Genomic DNA, 15,099 nt, shown 5'->3' with positions numbered 1-15,099 from the left:
TCACTTCGCTTCCTGGGGAGAGGGGGGGAGATCCGACAGCAGGGCACGCACCTCGGCGCGGGTGGACAGGACCATCAGGCCGAGCAGCGCCGCGAGGATTTCCAGGGTGTAGATGAGGCCGGTGTAGCCCTGGAGGATGACGGCGGTGGTGGGCACTCCGAGCGTGGCGGCCCAGATGGCGGCGAGCCGCGAGGCGCGCTCCTGGGGGTAGAGGCGCCGGGCGTAGAGCACCACGGCGGCCCCGAGTCCCAGCGTGGCCACGGCATAGGCCACGTAGAAGTTCATGAAGGCGGCCAGGTAGGCGAGCAGCACGAAGAAGAAGCCGTAGGCGGCGGCCACGAGCCAGGCCTCGTAGAAGGCGAGGGGCCGACGGTGGTGCAGGCTGAGCGCGGCGAGGATCGCCATGAGGCACAGGAAGGGCACCCAGGCGCGGCCCGCCATGGTGGCGATGAGGGCGTCATAGGCCTCCACCGAGGGGAGGATGACGCCCAGGCTCACCCCGGACTCGAGCGACTGGAAGGCCCAGTCGAGCGTCACCGAGCCGCTGCCCGTCTGGACCTCGCTCGCCGCGAGCACCTGGGCCGGGTAGTCGTAGTTCTCGCCGCCCTCCACGGCCAGGTGCAGCCGCACGTCCCGGGCGGGCAGGGCGGGGTCCAGCTTGTAGAGGAAGGAGTCGAGTCCCCGGGCGCGGTAGCGGATGGAGAAGTGGCGGGTGGCGCCCTGGGGGATGCGGCCCGTCCACACGAGGCGGTTGCCGGACTCGCCCAGGTCCAGGTCCGACTCGGCGCCATCCACGAGGAAGCGCAGCTCGGACAGGAGCACCTGGGACTTGTCCACCTCGATGGGGAAGATGAAGGCCACGTCGATGTCATGGCCCTCGCGGTTGACGGCGGCGTAGTCGGCCGAGAGGGTGAAGTCGAAGCCGGAGAAGTAGCGCAGGCCGCGCTTGCGGTAGTTCATCCCCGCCTGCACCTGCACGTGCTGCTGATCGAAGGGCAGGGGCTTGAGCTCGGTGAAGAGGGTGCCGCTCTGCACGTAGCGCAGCGAGGGCGCGGGCTGCACGACGGGGGCGCCCCAGCGCTCCTGCACGTCGCCGGCGAGCTCCGAGCTGGCGAAGTCCGTGCGATCCACCACCTGGCTGGCGATGACCGCCGTGGCGAAGACGACGATGAAGAGACTGCCGAAGACATGGTGACGCGCGAGCCCCCCGAGTACCCGCTTGAGCGGGGAAACGGAGGGGCGGGGCGAGGCGGGAGTGTCAGGGCTCATGGGTCCAAAGAATGGGACCCGGGGGTGCAGTGCGAATGGCGACACCGTGCAGCCGCCAGGGAGTGTTCGTGCAGAATCCGTGGCGAGGCCCGCCGGTTGTGTCTGTAGACTGCGCTTCCACCCCCACTCGGAGCCCCCATGAAGCGCCTCGTTCTCGCCGCCGCCGCTGTCCTGTCCCTGGGTCTCGGAGTCGCCTCCGTGTCCGCCCAGGCCGGGGACTGCACGCCGACCTGTTACAAGCACCCCATCACCGGCCAGCTCCTCTGCGCGACGCCCTGCCCATGAGCTCGAGCCCGGCCGACCATCCCGTCGCCTACCTCTCGGACGTGGAGGGACTCTGGGAGAAGCTGGAGAGCTTCTGCCAGGACAACCCCCACGTGTGCCTGGAGCGGGGAGAACGCCTCGTGGTCCGGCCGGGCTCCACCTTCGTCTTCGGTGGAGACGCCGTCGACCGGGGCCCGGAGGGGCGCCGGGTGCTGCGCACGCTCCTGGATGCCTGGAGACGCCAGCCCACGCAGGTGGTGCTGCTCGCGGGCAACCGGGACATCAACAAGCTGCGGCTCGGACGGGAGCTCAACGGTCACCCCCTGGCGCGCACCCCCGCGGACGTGCGCTCGGGCCCCCGGCCCGCGCTCCTGCGGTGGATCTTCGAGAACACCATGGGGGCGCGGGGCGCCTTCGAGTTCCGGCAGGTGGAGCTGGCCCGCGCGGGAGAACCCGCGAGCGACGAGGACGTGGTGGCCAGCTTCCTGGAGGATGTGGGCCCCGGCGGGGTGATGCGGGACTACCTCGCGGCCTGCCAGCTCACGCACCGCATCGGCAATACCCTGTTCCTCCATGGGGGATTGCACGAGGACAGCCTCGGAGGCGTGCCGTCCCTGGCGCTTCGGGTGGAGGGCGTGGATGCCTGGAGCGATGCCCTCAACGGCTGGTACCGCGAGCAGATCCAGGCCTTCGTCGACGGGCGTCTGGACGAGCGGGGCACACCCGCCTGGGAGCCGCTCATCGCCTACCAGGCGCCCGTGCCGGGCACGCGCGTCAACACCGCGAGCGTGGTGTACGGGCGCATGGCCAACGCGCTCAACCACCCCGTCCTGCCGTCGCCGGGGCTCATCTCCACGCTGGCCGCCGCGGGCATCCACCGGTTGGTGGTGGGGCATACGCCGAGCGGCGATTGCCCCTCGCTCCTGCGCGAGGGCGGCTTCGAGCTCCTGCTCGGGGACAACTCCTATGGCCGGGTGAAGGGCGCCTCCCGCGTCTTCTTGCGCGATGACAGCGTCTTCGTGGAGGGAGACGTGGTGCTGGACGACGGACGGGAGGATCGCCTGCGCTTCCAGCTCGCGCTCGGGGACGAGTCCCTGCCCATCGGCCGGCAATTGAGCGACACCGGGCAGTTGGTGAAGGGGCCGCTCATGAGCGGGGACTGGCTGTTGTTCCGCGCGCTGAAGGGCTACCAGGTCGAACAGGTGGCCGTGCCCTTGGATTCGCTCGAGGGCCGGACCCTGGTCTCCCCGCGCGTGGGCGGCTGACCCCCTCGGCGCCAGGGCCCACCCGTGGCATGGTGCGCCGCTCCATGCGCGCACTCTCCGTCCTCGTCCTCCTGCTCCTGTCTCTCCCGGCGTGGGCCCAACCGCCGGAACTGCCGCTGACGGGCTTTCGAGACCGGGTGATGCTGATCTGGGGCGGCGGCAAGACGCGCGAGGAGGCGGAGCGCTTCGTCGCGTCCTACCAGGAGCGTGCGAAGGACTGGGCCCGCGCACTGGAGCTGGCACCGGGCTACCCGCGCGTCTTCGAGGGCACGGAGGTGCCGGGACTGCGTCCGGGGGCCTTCTTCGTGGCGTTGGGGGTATGCGAGGCGGGGGAGGGAGCGCGGCTGGGCAAGGTGTTCCAGGCGCTGGATCCCCTGTCCACCACGCGGGGAGTCCTGTGGGAGGAGGGCGCGTCCTCCGATTGTCCCGCCTTCCTGCCGGGCTGGTCCTTTGGCACGAGCGCGAGGCTGCGCGTCCCGGAGGGGACCCTGGCGGCGGCCAGCTTCAACTACGCGGAAGAGGGGAAGCCGCCCACCTGGATGGGGGTGGTCGCGTTGCTCAAGAAGGGAGACGCGGAGAGCATCGTCCTCGAGCCCCCCGAGGATGACACCGTCTCGGAGGTGAAGCGCCTCAAGGCGGGCCGGGGCGAGCTGGTGCTGGAGGAGGCCCTGTCGGAGCCCCCGTGCGACACCGGCGCGCGCACGGAGACGCATACGCGCACCTGGCATGTCTCCGCGCGCAAGGGGGAGATCGTGACGCGGCAGGAGAAGAAGCCGCTGCGTCACGCGCCCTGCGACTCCCCGGCGGAGGACTCCCCCGGGGAGTGAGCGGGTGCGGTAGTCGTCAACCGCGGTGCCGCTCGGCCGCGCGGTAGAGTTGGGTGAGCGAATAGTCGAGGAGCGCCTGTCGCGAGGTCATGTAGCGCTGAGCGCGAAGGAAGGGCAACCAAAGGCGGTTGCCCACGAGCACCTGCGCCTCCTCGAGCTTCTGGCGCGGAATCCACTGGCCCCCGAGATTGCGCACCAGCACCTCGCCCAGGTACGCGCCAATGGCGGGCACCGCATGCTCGTCGATGGCTTCCCGCAGGCGGCTCTTCGGGAATTCCTCGCGCCAGAAGTAGAAGTCGGCATCCGTGAGCGACGCTGGCGTTGCATCGAAGACGGAGGGCGCCTCCGTGTGCAGCAGCGCCACGAGGTGCTCGGCGAGGGTGCTGTAATGCTCGCGAGCGCTCTCTAGATTCTCCACGTCTGGGGGTAGGGCGGAGTCAGCAGGGCGCCACTCCTCGGGCTCGGGGGGTTGCCACGCGTTGAGCTCGGCGATTCTGCGCTGGCGCTCGTGACTGGCGGCGCGGTCCACCACTCGCGAGAGGAGTGGGGCCAGCTCCGGGGGGAAGCGGGGCTCCACGGGGGCGAGCATGGCACTGCGCTCGTGCAGTGAGCGCAGGAGGGTGTCGAAGTCGAGGTCCGGCCGGAGGTGGGCGTGGGCGCGGGCCTGAGCGAGCCGTGCTTCCTGGGTGGCGAAATCCGCCGCGGTGGGCCACGTCACCAGGAGGATGGAGCCGTTAGGGAGTTCCTCTACGCGGTGGGCTGGGGTGGACAGCATGCGCTCGCGGCCGACGGTTTCCACCAGCTTGGGGCCGAAGACGTTGAGCCAGAAGACCTCGTAGATTTTGTCGAAGCCGTCCCTGCGTCGAGTCTTGTTGTCACGGCCGTAGCCAGGAGCGCCCGCCAGTATCATGTCATCGGCGCTGTGAGCCATGGCATGCGTGACGGGATAATGGGAGGCCCATGCGCGCACCATTTCCACGAAGCGGTGGCAGCGCTCCGCCTCCGCGAAGAAGGAGAGGGGCTTCACGTTGATGAAGATTCCTAGATTGGGAGGCAGCGGCGGAAACCAGAGACTGAGCGACATGTCCAACGCGGGCCACTTGGTGCGATAGAGCCCGAGCCCCGATATTCTTTTGCCGCGCTCCTCTTCCAGGGACTTCCAGACGGCGGCGCGGGAGTACTTGCGTCGCCGCTTACCCTCGACGACGTCCGGCATCCACCCGTCGGCGTACTCCTCGAGCGCTTGGAGAACTGGATCCAGCTGTCTTTCCAGCGCCGCCTGCGGGTCGAAGACAGTGTCGAACTCGAGACAGAGGCGGTCCTCCGGTTTCAGATCGTGCACGCTCAGCCGCTTCATTGAAACACCACCTCGACTCCCGGAACCGCGCTCTCGGTTGCGTCCACGGCGCGCTGCAACATGTTTACATCCGTGGGCATGAGTTCTCTCCCCTCGTAGATGAGGCGGAGCCTCGGGACCTGCACTTCACTGCCCCCTGGCAAGAGGGAGTGGAGGGAGCCTCTGCGGATATCCAGCGTCTCGCCGTATTTCTGTAGGGCCTCGCTCGCGTCCTCAATCATCTGCACTCTCAGGGCATTGCCGTCCAGCCCCGAGAGGTCGCGGCTCTTGAAGCTGAACGTCTCCACGCGACGTGGCCGCCCACCGAGCGCGCCTTCCTCGATGACGAGCACATCCGCGTAGCGCAAGCCGGGGCCCGGCTTCCTCACGCCCACCTGCGTTTCAACGCGGGGCTTGTCGAAGTCCCCGAGGAAGCGGCGCTCGGCCCGAGGCTTCAATGCATCCTCTCGCAGCAGCCTCACCATGTCGCGCTCGAAGGCCATGCCCCGGGCAAACCACCCGCGCAGCCGCTCGTAGCCCTCCCATTTCAGGGGGCCCTTGCTGGCCTCGCCCTTCCTCACCTCATTGAGGCGCTTCTCGTAGTAGTCGACGTACTCGCTCCAGCGTGGGTTGCCCCGGGCCTCGGGCGGCGGGGCGTCGAGAGAAGGGCGGTGCTTCTCAAGCACGCCCACGTCCTTGGGAAAGCGCGGGCCCGTGGCCTCCAGTTCCACCGCCGCCAGCTTGGCCTCCACCACCGCCGGCGTATGGCCCACCCCCTCGTCCACCAGCGAGGCCAGGGTGCCCTGGCGCTTTGGAGCGCCCGTAGCCCCGGGCCTGGCCTTGGACATGAGTGGCCGCGCCTTGGTCACATCTCCCCGGGCCTCGTACAGGGCCAGCGCGGCGTCCATTCCCCCCACGGCCACGAAGTGGCCCGCCTCGCGTCTGGCCTGGATGTACCGGGCCAGCTCTTGGAGGCCCTCCACGCCCGTGCCCAGTCGTGCTCGCAGTTCCCGCGTCTTCTCGGCGAGGAGACTCACTCGCACCTGCACCGTCTCGAGTCCCCTCGGGAGTCCGACTCCTCCTCCCCGGGCCTCGTGGAGCGTGCGCACGCCCTTGCCACCGACGTACAGGGTCGCCAGCAGCGCGGCGGGCGTCAGCTCGCCAATGGCCTGCTCGTACTCGCCCCGCGAGAGCGAGGACAGCCCGTGGCCCGTACCCGCCCCGAGGTAGTAGAAGCCCAGCGGCACGCCGAAGGTGAGGTGGTCCACGCTGCCCAGCACCACGTTGCCCGCCGAGTAGTGCTGCTTCGCCGCCTCCCGCTCCACCTCGTCGAGGTCCTCCTGGTAGGATGGTGGGAGCTGGCCTCGTTGCTGGGTGTAATGGGTGTACCAGGCATTCTTCTCCTGCTCGTGGGTGAGCAGGTCCGAGACAGCGCGGCCCGCCCCCCGCAGCAGGTCTCCGGGTTGGAAGTCCCTGTCCGGACGAGTCGAGAGCTTCAGGCTCCGTGCCTCCAACTCCGCACGGGCCCTGGGCATCCGCCCCAGCGTGGTCTCCAGCCGCTTGTCCCGGGCCAGCCAGAAGAGAAGCTCCCGCAGCTCATCGTCATAGGCCGAGTCGAGGAGGAAGCGGACGAACACCTCGGCATGGGCGACTCCATACTTCTCGGTGGCATGCAGGAGGAAGGAGAGTCGCTTGCGGTTGAGAATGCCGGCGGCGTCCTCACGGATGGGCCCCAGCGAGCCGAGTCGCACGGCATCCCAGTCCGTCAGCGACTCCACCAGCCGGGGCATGTCCACGTGCGCCTGGAGTGCGACGTATTCCGCGGGCGAGCCGCACGTGAGGAAGGGCGCGAGGCGTGCTTCGCTGTCGTTGGAGGAGTCGGGCCAGCCCGCGGGCACGGCCTGACCTCCACAGGAGGGCACCTCGAGCGGGGGCGCGGTGGCGGCCGTGTCTCGCAACTTGAGGAAGGCGTGGGAGCCCTCCGCGAGGCCGCCGCCCTGTCGTGGCGCCAGCGTGACGCAGCCGGTGGAGAGCAGCACCGCCCCCAGCAGCGCTACCCACCCGTGCGCCCGGGTCTCAGCGCGCAGGGTCCACTCCCAGGCCCAGGGAGGCGTAGGCGCCCGGGCGCGGCGCCCCGCCCGCCCGCGGGCAGGGGGGCACTGCGGAGGAGGAGCGAGGTGGGTGCTCACCCGGGGATTATATTCCACCCGTTGGAGCGAGGTGCTCGCTACCGGCTCATGGCCGAGGACATGGTGCCCGCCCACTGCCAGGGGGCGCCCCGGTCACCCGGCAGCGAGTTGAAGTACTCCCAGCTCGCGACGCCGCCGAACTCCTGGTACGAGCCCACGAGGCCGCGCACGGTGTTCTGCGCGGTGGTGATGTCGACGTAGCCCGAGCCGCCGTTGACGGGGTTGCTCAACATGCCAGCCACCACCTTCTGGGCGGGGATGACGCGGCGGTTGACGATGGCCTGGTAGCCCGAGGGCGTGCCCATGAAACCCCAGCCATTGTAGAACTGGGCGTTGAACCAGGAGATCTGCGCACCCACGTCGCGGTAGAGCTGCTCGTAGTTGAAGCCGGAGAGGTTGCCGCCGCCGTAGAGCGCGGTGGCCACGGGCGCGAGCGTGATGACGAAGTTCTGGCCGAAGTCCGCCCGGAGCGCGCGGATGAGGCGCTCCATGCCGGCGAGCGACATGTACTCCTCGACGTCCAGGTCCACACCATCCAGCTTGTAGGTGGTGATGATGTTCTTGAGGACGGGGTAGTAGGTGTTGAAGTCGGTGTCGAGGCGCTGGAAGCTGCCCTGGGCCGCGCCGCCCACCATGCCGAGCACGCGCACGCCCCGGGCCTGCATCGCCGCGAGGTCCGCCCACATCTGGGTGAACTTGGGGGAGTTGGGCGGATCGTCGTTGAGGTGGACGTTGGTGGGGGAGTTGAGGTGGATGGCGGCGACGATGACGTCACTGACGCGCGTGTTGTTGTTCGTCAGCCCGAGCGGCGACACATACGCGCCATTGTAATACTGGGTCTGGTAGTACACGACGGTGCGGCGGCTGTTGACGGGGCGCACGCTGGCGGTCCACTTCTGGGCGCCGGTGCCGTTGCAGTCCCAGAGCTGGAGCTTGGTGCCGCTCGTGCTGTTGCCGTCCGGGACGTCCAGGCACTTGTTGGCCTGGGGGTTCACCAGATCATTGGAAGGGGTGTGGATCCACTGCTGGGCGTTGGTGCCGTTGCAGTCCCAGAGCTGGATGGCGGTGCCATTGGTGGTGCCAGAGTTGGAGACGTCGAGGCACTTGCCGAAGGCGCGGAGGGTGCCATCGGCGACGAAGGACCAGTTCTGGGCGTTGGTGCCGTTGCAGTCCCAGAGCTGGATGCGGGTGCCATTGGCGGTGTTGCCGTCGGGCACGTCGACGCACTTGCCCGCGAGCCCCTTGAGGGCGCTGGTGACGTTGGGAGCCGCGAGGGCGGAGGAGGCCAGGGGCAGGGCCGCGACGGAGAGCGCCGCGGCGAGAGAGGTGACGAACCGTGGAGTCATGGCGAGAGAAGAGGATTTCACGGAGTTTTTCGGGTTTTCACGAAATAACCGGGATTTTCGGAGTGCTGCCCTCTCTGTAGGCGCGATCCCACGCGAGTGGGGGACCTGCTGATCAGGATAGCGCCCAAGGACGTGCAACTCTTCCCAGTGGAGGTGGAGACACCGCGAGAGCTGTATTTTCTCGTCAACATCATCCACACCGTGAAGTGCATCGACGATCAGGCCTCCGAGGAGGTCTCGTACTGGACGGAGGAGGACGGTCTGCCAGAGAAGGTCGGCAACTACTTCTCGGTGGCTGGAATGAGGATCGATCCAACCCAGGTGGGCGGCGCGAAGATGTTCCGCACCTGGGGATGGAACATCGCACTCATCGTTTCCGAGGAGATCAAGACGGCCTTGGAGCACATAGGTGCCACGGGCATGAAGTTCAAGGAGGTGTAGTGCTCTGGCTCACACTCGTCAGGGCTCGACTGTGGTGGGCAGGCGTCCCCGGTCCTTGGAGACGGGCAGGTAGCACTTGCCCTGGTACTCGGCCTGGACCTTGATGCAAGGCGGCCTCCTGTCCAGCGTTACCCAGCATCCACCGTTGATTTCCTTCTCATCCAGGTCGGGTCGGCAGGGCGATGCCGCCTGATTGCGGAAGGGCTTGGTGGGCAGGGGATAAGCCACGGCCATCGGCTCGGGCCCCTCCGTATCGGTCAGCGAGGGTGCATCCAGAATGTCGTGGAGTTCGGACATCTCGCTCACTGGCCCGGTGCTTGGAGGTCCGGGCTCGCGCGTCAGGTGGAGCCAGGCGACCCCCGCCATGAGCGCGAGCACGCCCGGAGCACACGGGCGCCGGGAGACCGTGGGTGGAGGGCGCAGCGGAGGAGGCGCGAGGTGGGTGCTCACCCGGGGATTGTATTCCACCCGCTGGAGCGAGGCGCCCATCCACATGAAGAGGGTGGCCAACTCCTGTGCGGGCAGGGGAGTGGGGGACGCATCGACCCACAACCGGATCGGGGTGTGGCTGCGTCGGCAGGTGACGCGCAGCTCATAGTCGCCCGAGGGCGCCCACTGCACCCGGTCGCTGGGATGGAACTCGAGGGCCGCCTGCCCCGTGTCCACCTGCCAAGCGTCGTACAGGCGGCCCAGCTCGGGCCCCACCTCGTCGTAGCTCGCGCCGAGCTCGAACCGCTCCGGTGCGCCGCGCGCCCGGGTCTTCTCGTCCGCCACGGGTGATCCCTCCTCCTTCGGGGCTGCTCCGTGCGTTGGACTCCATTTGACTCCTTACGTCAAGTCCCATGACATGTCCTCCTAGGTTGAGTGAGGAGGGTGGCGTCCTATCTCCGGCCTTCCGGGTGGAGGATGACGGGCAGACGCTCATAGCGGTGCCACAAGGGGAGGCGCTGGAGCTTGAGTTCCCCGGCGGGTACGGCCAGACGCAGGTTGGGACAACGCTCGATCAGGGTCTTGATCGCGATCCGGGTTTCCATGCGGGCGAGCGCGGCGCCCAGGCAGTGATGAGGCCCGTGTCCGAACCCCAACTGCTTCTTGGGAGGCCGCCGGATGTCGAAGACCTCGGGGTTGGTGAACACCGCCGGGTCCCGATTCGCGGCCCCCAGGATCGGGACCACGGGTGCGCCCTTCGGGATGCGGACGCCGCGTATCTCGATGTCCTCCATCGCGTAGTTGGGCTTCGTGCCGTGAACAGGCCCCGCGTACCGCAGGATCTCCTCCACGGCCGCGTCGAGGAGCGTCCCGTCCGCCTTCAGCGCCTCGAACTGTTCGGGGTGCTGGAGCAGGGTCACCACGGCGTTGGTGATGAGATGCACGGTGGTCTCATAACCCGCGATGATGAGCAGGATCGACATGCTGACCAGCTCTTCATGGGAGAGCTTGTCGCCAGCCGCCTCCGCTTGAATCAGCCCGGTGAGGATGTCGTCTCCCGGAACCGAGCGCTTGCGCTCGATGAGCTCCTCGACGAGGTCGACCGTCCGGGGCATATCGACGAGGAGCGTGCGAAGGAGGGTCCACCCACTGAACCCCTCCGACAGCGCGCGCAGCCCGGCCCTGAACCTCGGCATGTCCGCCTCGTCGATGCCCAACATCTCGCGGATCACGGTGACTGGAATCGGGAGGCTATAGGCCGAGAGGAGGTCCACGGTGTTGTGCCGCTCGGCCTCGTCAATCAACTCGTGGGTCAAGGTCTCGATGCGCTCGGACAGCTTGCCCAGGGCCTTGGGGGTGAAGGCCTTGGAGACCAGGGTGCGTTGCCGGCGATGCGCCGGGTCGTCGCTCGTGATCATGCTCGACAGCATCGGCATGAGCCTCTTCGGCAGGGGGAACAGGAATCGCCCGCCCCCCGTCGCGGTCGTCCGGTTTCGCACGAGGCGCGGGTCGTTGAGCGCGTTGGCGCAGTCGTCATAGCCAGCGAGGAAGAACACGCGCATGACGCTGAGTCCTCCCTGACAGACGGGGGCTTCCTCATGCATCCAGCGGTAGTAGCGGAATTTGTTCTCGATGAACTCCCGCGACATGACGTTCACGGGGAGACGCGGGGCGTTCTTCACGGAGGGGCGGCTCACCATTCTTCTCCAGGGTTACGGGTTGGGTTCACCGCTCGCTCCAATGTTCTCGTTGAAGACCCTGGTGCTGGAGGACGGAGGACGCGGCGATTAGGGTACGCGGGAACGGTCAGCCCAGGGGAGAGCCATGCGCGCGGTGGTGATTCAGCACGAGGAGAACGTGGGAGTGGGCATGCTCGGCCCGGCCCTGGAGGCGGTGGGTTTCAAGCTGGTCAACCGCTTCCGGAGCACCCGGCGAGAGGACGTGGACGCCGAGCTGCTGGTGGTGTTGGGCGGGTACATGGGCGTCTACGAGGCGGACCGACACCCGTTCCTCGGCGAGGAGGTGGCGCTGCTGGCCGAGCGGCAGGCGTTCGGACGGCCGGCGCTGGGCATCTGCCTGGGCGCACAGTTGCTGGCGGCGGCGGCGGGCTCGGAGGTGTTCCTCGGCAAGAATGGGTTCGAGGTGGGCGTGGCTCCGGTGCGCTGGACGAAGGAGGGCCTGGCGGATCCCGTGCTCGCGGGCGTCCGCCCCCGTACGGCGGTGGCGCACTGGCACCAGGACACCTACAAGCCCGTCCCGGGAGCCACGCTCCTGGCGTCCACGGACCGTTACTCGCAGCAGGCCTTCCTGCTCGGGGATTCGTACGCGTTCCAGTTCCACCTGGAGCTCACCGCGGACGAGTTCGACCACTGGCTCGTCAAGGACGCCGAGGAGTTGAGCGAGCTGTACGGGAAGAACGTGGATGAGCTGCGCGCCCAGATTCCCAAACTGCGCGCGGCGGAGCCGGAAAATCGCGAGTTGATCGATCGGCTCGCGCACCATTACGCCCGGGTGACCCGCGCCTCTCGCTGAATCAGGAGAGGGACGAACGCCGAGGTTCCTCATGGATGGTACGGGTAGCGAGCCAGGACCTTCCCGTCTGGCGAGACGGCATACAGCTCGAACCAGTGGAGCGAAGGCTCGAAACCCGGAACCGCCCATCCGCACTTATCCAAACGCCGCTTGATTTCAACAAAGTACAATCCACCCTCCTGGCCGACGGTTACTTCCATGGCTCGGGCGGAATAGGAGCAATCCCCTGCGTACTCCTTCGGAAAGCTCGCCAGTAACCGTTGTAGAGCGGCATGAGCGGCGAGGAGGGCGGGGCCATCCAGTGTGGCGAGAGGACGAACTTCGTCAGGCCAGTCGATTCCTCCAGCGATCCTCCCAGTCATTCCATAAGTGATCGGGAGGGGAATGGGTACGAGTCCTTCATCTACTTCTGGGACACTGGGCTGGGAGGCCACACTCCCGTCCGCCAGCAGGGTCAAGAGGAGGATGAAATGTTGAGGCTTCATCATGGTTTCGCGGTGTCGGGGCCGAGAACGAGACACAAGCGCAGGGCGGCGTCGACGACCTCGCGAAGCGGTTGCGCGTAGCCGCTCGCGATCCAACTCAAGGCGATGTGGATGACGCCGCCGACCGTGCCCGCGCGTAGAAGCGGTTGAGCGACCGCACTGCTGTTCCCCTGTGGGTCGAGCGTCCGTGCGATCAGGTCCCCCAACTCCTGGAGGGACGCCACGAGGGCTTGATCGACCGCCGGGCCCACGCCCGAGATCTCCACGAGGAACACGCGCGCCGACTGGGGACTGTCTCGGAGCGCCTTGTAATAAGCGTCGAGCATCGTGCGCGTTCGCTCGACGGAGCCGCCAGGAGTCTCGGCCCCCGCCTTCTCCACCTCTCCCAGGAGCAGCCGCGTCACCATCTGGAACGAGGCGACGAGCAACTCCTCGCTGTTGGAGAAAGACTCGTAGAAGTAGCGCTCGGTGAGCCCAGCCGCCTCGCAGACAGCCTTCACCGTCGCGTTGCGATAGCCCTGCTCGCCATAGACGTGGATCGCCGCCTCGAGGAGCCGCTCGCGCCGCTGCGCCTTGCGCTCCTCGGCGGAGGAGCCGCGGTAGCGCCGTCGGTCGGCCACGGAAGGGGAGGGCATGTGGCATCTATTGACACGGTCCGTTGTCAGATGCAAATTGACAATGAGCAGTGTCACTTTCCTGATTGGGAGATCGATGGCGCACCAGACGAAACAATTCGAACACGGGTCTGGCGCCTTGGCGGGCGGGACCGAGACGCCGACCGAGCACCGTGACGTGATCATCGTCGGAGCGGGACTGTCCGGCATCGGCGCGGCGTACCACCTCCAGTCGAATTGCCCGTCCCGGAGCTACGCGATCCTCGAAGGGCGTGAGGCGATGGGCGGGACCTGGGATTTGTTCCGCTATCCGGGCATCCGCTCGGATTCGGACATGCACACGCTGGGCTACTCGTTCCGGCCGTGGACCGACGCGAAGGCGATCGCAGACGGGCCGTCGATCCTGCGCTACGTGCGCGAGACGGCGCGCGAGCATGGAATCGAGCGGCACATCCGCTTCCGCCACCACGTCAAGCGAGCGTCCTGGTCCTCCGAGGAGGCGCGCTGGACGGTCGAGGCGGAGCGTGGGCCCGAGAAGACGCTCGTCCGCTTCACCTGCGACTTCCTGCTCATGTGCAGCGGCTACTACAACTATGCCGAGGGCCACCGGCCCCCGTTTCCGGGTGAGGCGCGCTTCCAGGGCACCTTCGTTCATCCGCAGTTCTGGCCGGAGCGCCTGGACTACACGAACAAGCGCGTCGTCGTGGTGGGCAGCGGCGCGACCGCCGTCACCCTCGTGCCCGAAATGGCCAGGACGGCCGCGCACGTCACCATGCTGCAGCGCTCGCCGACCTATGTCGTCTCGCGCCCGGCCGAGGACCGCATCGCCAATGTGTTGCGCCGCCTCCTGCCGGCGAAGCTCGCCTATGCGCTCACGCGGTGGAAGAACGTGCTCTCCGGCATGTTCTATTACAAGCTGGCGCGGAGGCTGCCCAGGCGGGCGAAGGCACACCTCGTCGAGGAGGTGCGCAAGCAACTCGGTCCTGGCCACGACGTCGCGACCCACTTCACCCCGCGTTACGACCCGTGGGACCAGCGTGTCTGCCTGGTCCCCGATGCCGACCTGTTCAGCGCGCTCAAGCAGGGCCGCGCCTCGGTGGTCACCGACCACATCGAGACGTTCACGGAGAAGGGAATCACGCTGCGCTCTGGCCAGGAGCTCGAGGCGGACATCGTCGTGACCGCCACGGGTCTCAAGCTCCAGCTCCTGAGCGACGTCGAGTTCAGCATCGACGGCGAGCGGCGCGACCTGTCGAAGTGCCTCAGCTACAAGGGCATGATGTTCAGCGACGTGCCGAACTTCGCCTACACGTTCGGCTATACCAACGCATCGTGGACGCTGAAGGCGGACCTCACCAGCGAGTACGTCTGCCGGCTGCTCAACCACCTGGAGCGGCATGGCTATAGGGCCTGCACGCCGCGCCGTGACCCGTCGGTCGAGGAGCTGCCGTTCCTCGATTTCTCGTCGGGCTATGTCCAGCGGGCGCTCGGCCTGCTCCCGAAGCAGGGCTCGAAGCGGCCGTGGCGGCTCTATCAGAACTACGCGCTCGATCTGCTCACGCTGCGCTTCGGCGAGATCGACGACGGCACCCTGGTGTTCTCTCGCGCGTCGAAGTCGGTGACGGCCGGAGAGGATGACTCCTCGCGCGAGGTGCCCCGGACGACGCGCGCCGCCTGAATGTTCCGTTCGCCCTTTCGGCCTCCCTGCCTGCCCTCCAGCCCCTCATGCACGAGGCGGACGCATGTCCAGAGCGAAGTGCCTACTTTGTTCGCTCGATGACTTCACGCGAGAGGAGACGCCATGAGGGCGCGGCGGAGCTGGAAGGCAGGAGTGGCGCTGGGTTTGCTGGGCCTGGCGGGGCTGCTGGCGGGCTGTAACGAGCGCCAGAACCGGGAGGTGCGTCAGGACGCCCGGCAAGCGGGCCGGCAGGTCGGCGAAGCGGCCCGAGACGTGGGCGATGCCACCCGGGAGGCCGTCGAGGGGTTCAAGGAGGGGGTAGGGGGCTCGGGCCAGAAGGAGATCGAGCAGCCCGCGAAGCCCGGTGAGAAGAAGACACTGCGTCATGATGGACAAGGACCCCTGGAATGATCGGCTTGGGCTG

The 15,099-nt window shown here is 67.7% G+C and carries 14 protein-coding genes; 7 read left to right on the top strand and 7 right to left on the bottom strand.

Features of this window, described 5'->3' with window-relative positions; genetic code table 11:
• Positions 1 to 1,269 carry a hypothetical protein gene (locus MEBOL_RS36775; protein WP_095981775.1) on the bottom strand — a complete coding sequence of 423 codons (1,269 nt, stop codon included), beginning with the start codon at positions 1,267 to 1,269 and terminating at the stop codon, positions 1 to 3.
• Between the two features lie 138 nt (positions 1,270 to 1,407).
• On the opposite strand from MEBOL_RS36775, the gene MEBOL_RS42050 reads away from it, so the two are divergent.
• From MEBOL_RS42050 to MEBOL_RS36765, 3 genes are read left to right on the top strand one after another with little or no spacing between them, the layout of a single operon-like run.
• The gene (locus tag MEBOL_RS42050; RefSeq protein ID WP_170115670.1) at positions 1,408 to 1,554 is read left to right on the top strand and encodes a hypothetical protein; all 147 of its coding nucleotides are present in this window, start codon (positions 1,408 to 1,410) and stop codon (positions 1,552 to 1,554) included.
• A complete protein-coding gene (locus MEBOL_RS36770; protein ID WP_095981774.1) occupies positions 1,551 to 2,798 on the top strand; it encodes a metallophosphoesterase family protein in 1,248 nt (415 codons plus the stop codon). Before MEBOL_RS42050 ends, MEBOL_RS36770 begins: the two co-directional genes overlap by 4 nt.
• Positions 2,799 to 2,842: 44 nt before the next feature.
• Positions 2,843 to 3,625 (top strand): hypothetical protein, encoded by a 783-nt coding sequence (locus tag MEBOL_RS36765; protein ID WP_157823888.1) that lies wholly within the window; start codon positions 2,843 to 2,845, stop codon positions 3,623 to 3,625.
• A gap of 16 nt (positions 3,626 to 3,641) precedes the next feature.
• Here MEBOL_RS36765 and MEBOL_RS36760 read toward each other — a convergent pair whose 3' ends face one another.
• Genes MEBOL_RS36760 through MEBOL_RS42420 form a run of 3 tightly spaced genes read right to left on the bottom strand, consistent with a single transcriptional unit; the run spans position 3,642 to position 8,517 of the window.
• Entirely contained in the window at positions 3,642 to 4,982 is a 1,341-nt protein-coding gene (locus tag MEBOL_RS36760) for a hypothetical protein (RefSeq protein WP_095981772.1), read from the bottom strand.
• Positions 4,979 to 7,150 carry a hypothetical protein gene (locus tag MEBOL_RS36755; protein WP_157823887.1) on the bottom strand — a complete coding sequence of 724 codons (2,172 nt, stop codon included), beginning with the start codon at positions 7,148 to 7,150 and terminating at the stop codon, positions 4,979 to 4,981. Before MEBOL_RS36755 ends, MEBOL_RS36760 begins: the two co-directional genes overlap by 4 nt.
• A gap of 38 nt (positions 7,151 to 7,188) precedes the next feature.
• Positions 7,189 to 8,517, bottom strand: a complete 1,329-nt coding sequence (locus tag MEBOL_RS42420) for a ricin-type beta-trefoil lectin domain protein (protein ID WP_218920849.1) — start codon at positions 8,515 to 8,517, stop codon at positions 7,189 to 7,191.
• A gap of 111 nt (positions 8,518 to 8,628) precedes the next feature.
• On the opposite strand from MEBOL_RS42420, the gene MEBOL_RS36740 reads away from it, so the two are divergent.
• Positions 8,629 to 8,937: an imm11 family protein gene (locus MEBOL_RS36740; protein ID WP_157823886.1), complete on the top strand. Its 309-nt coding sequence runs from the start codon at positions 8,629 to 8,631 to the stop codon at positions 8,935 to 8,937.
• Between the two features lie 18 nt (positions 8,938 to 8,955).
• On the opposite strand, the gene MEBOL_RS36735 is transcribed toward MEBOL_RS36740, so the two are convergent.
• Together MEBOL_RS36735 and MEBOL_RS36730 are read right to left on the bottom strand one after the other, a co-directional pair.
• Positions 8,956 to 9,711, bottom strand: coding sequence for a hypothetical protein (locus tag MEBOL_RS36735; RefSeq protein WP_095981769.1), 756 nt, complete (start codon positions 9,709 to 9,711; stop codon positions 8,956 to 8,958).
• Positions 9,712 to 9,818: 107 nt separating this feature from the next.
• Positions 9,819 to 11,048 (bottom strand): cytochrome P450 family protein, encoded by a 1,230-nt coding sequence (locus MEBOL_RS36730; protein WP_157823885.1) that lies wholly within the window; start codon positions 11,046 to 11,048, stop codon positions 9,819 to 9,821.
• Between the two features lie 142 nt (positions 11,049 to 11,190).
• Here MEBOL_RS36730 and MEBOL_RS36725 point away from each other — a divergent pair, with 142 nt between their 5' ends.
• Positions 11,191 to 11,898: a glutamine amidotransferase-related protein gene (locus tag MEBOL_RS36725; RefSeq protein ID WP_095981767.1), complete on the top strand. Its 708-nt coding sequence runs from the start codon at positions 11,191 to 11,193 to the stop codon at positions 11,896 to 11,898.
• Between the two features lie 484 nt (positions 11,899 to 12,382).
• Here MEBOL_RS36725 and MEBOL_RS36715 read toward each other — a convergent pair whose 3' ends face one another.
• Positions 12,383 to 13,018 (bottom strand): TetR/AcrR family transcriptional regulator, encoded by a 636-nt coding sequence (locus MEBOL_RS36715; RefSeq protein WP_095981766.1) that lies wholly within the window; start codon positions 13,016 to 13,018, stop codon positions 12,383 to 12,385.
• A gap of 157 nt (positions 13,019 to 13,175) precedes the next feature.
• Here MEBOL_RS36715 and MEBOL_RS36710 point away from each other — a divergent pair, with 157 nt between their 5' ends.
• On the top strand, positions 13,176 to 14,675 hold the full coding sequence (locus MEBOL_RS36710; RefSeq protein ID WP_281256614.1) for a flavin-containing monooxygenase: 1,500 nt from the start codon (positions 13,176 to 13,178) through the stop codon (positions 14,673 to 14,675).
• Between the two features lie 123 nt (positions 14,676 to 14,798).
• Entirely contained in the window at positions 14,799 to 15,086 is a 288-nt protein-coding gene (locus MEBOL_RS36705) for a hypothetical protein (RefSeq protein ID WP_095981764.1), read from the top strand.
• Positions 15,087 to 15,099 lie beyond the last annotated feature (13 nt).

Source organism: Melittangium boletus DSM 14713 (genome assembly GCF_002305855.1).
GTDB classification, from domain to species: Bacteria; Myxococcota; Myxococcia; order Myxococcales; family Myxococcaceae; genus Cystobacter; species Cystobacter boletus.
This window is presented reverse-complemented; position numbering and strand designations above follow the sequence as displayed.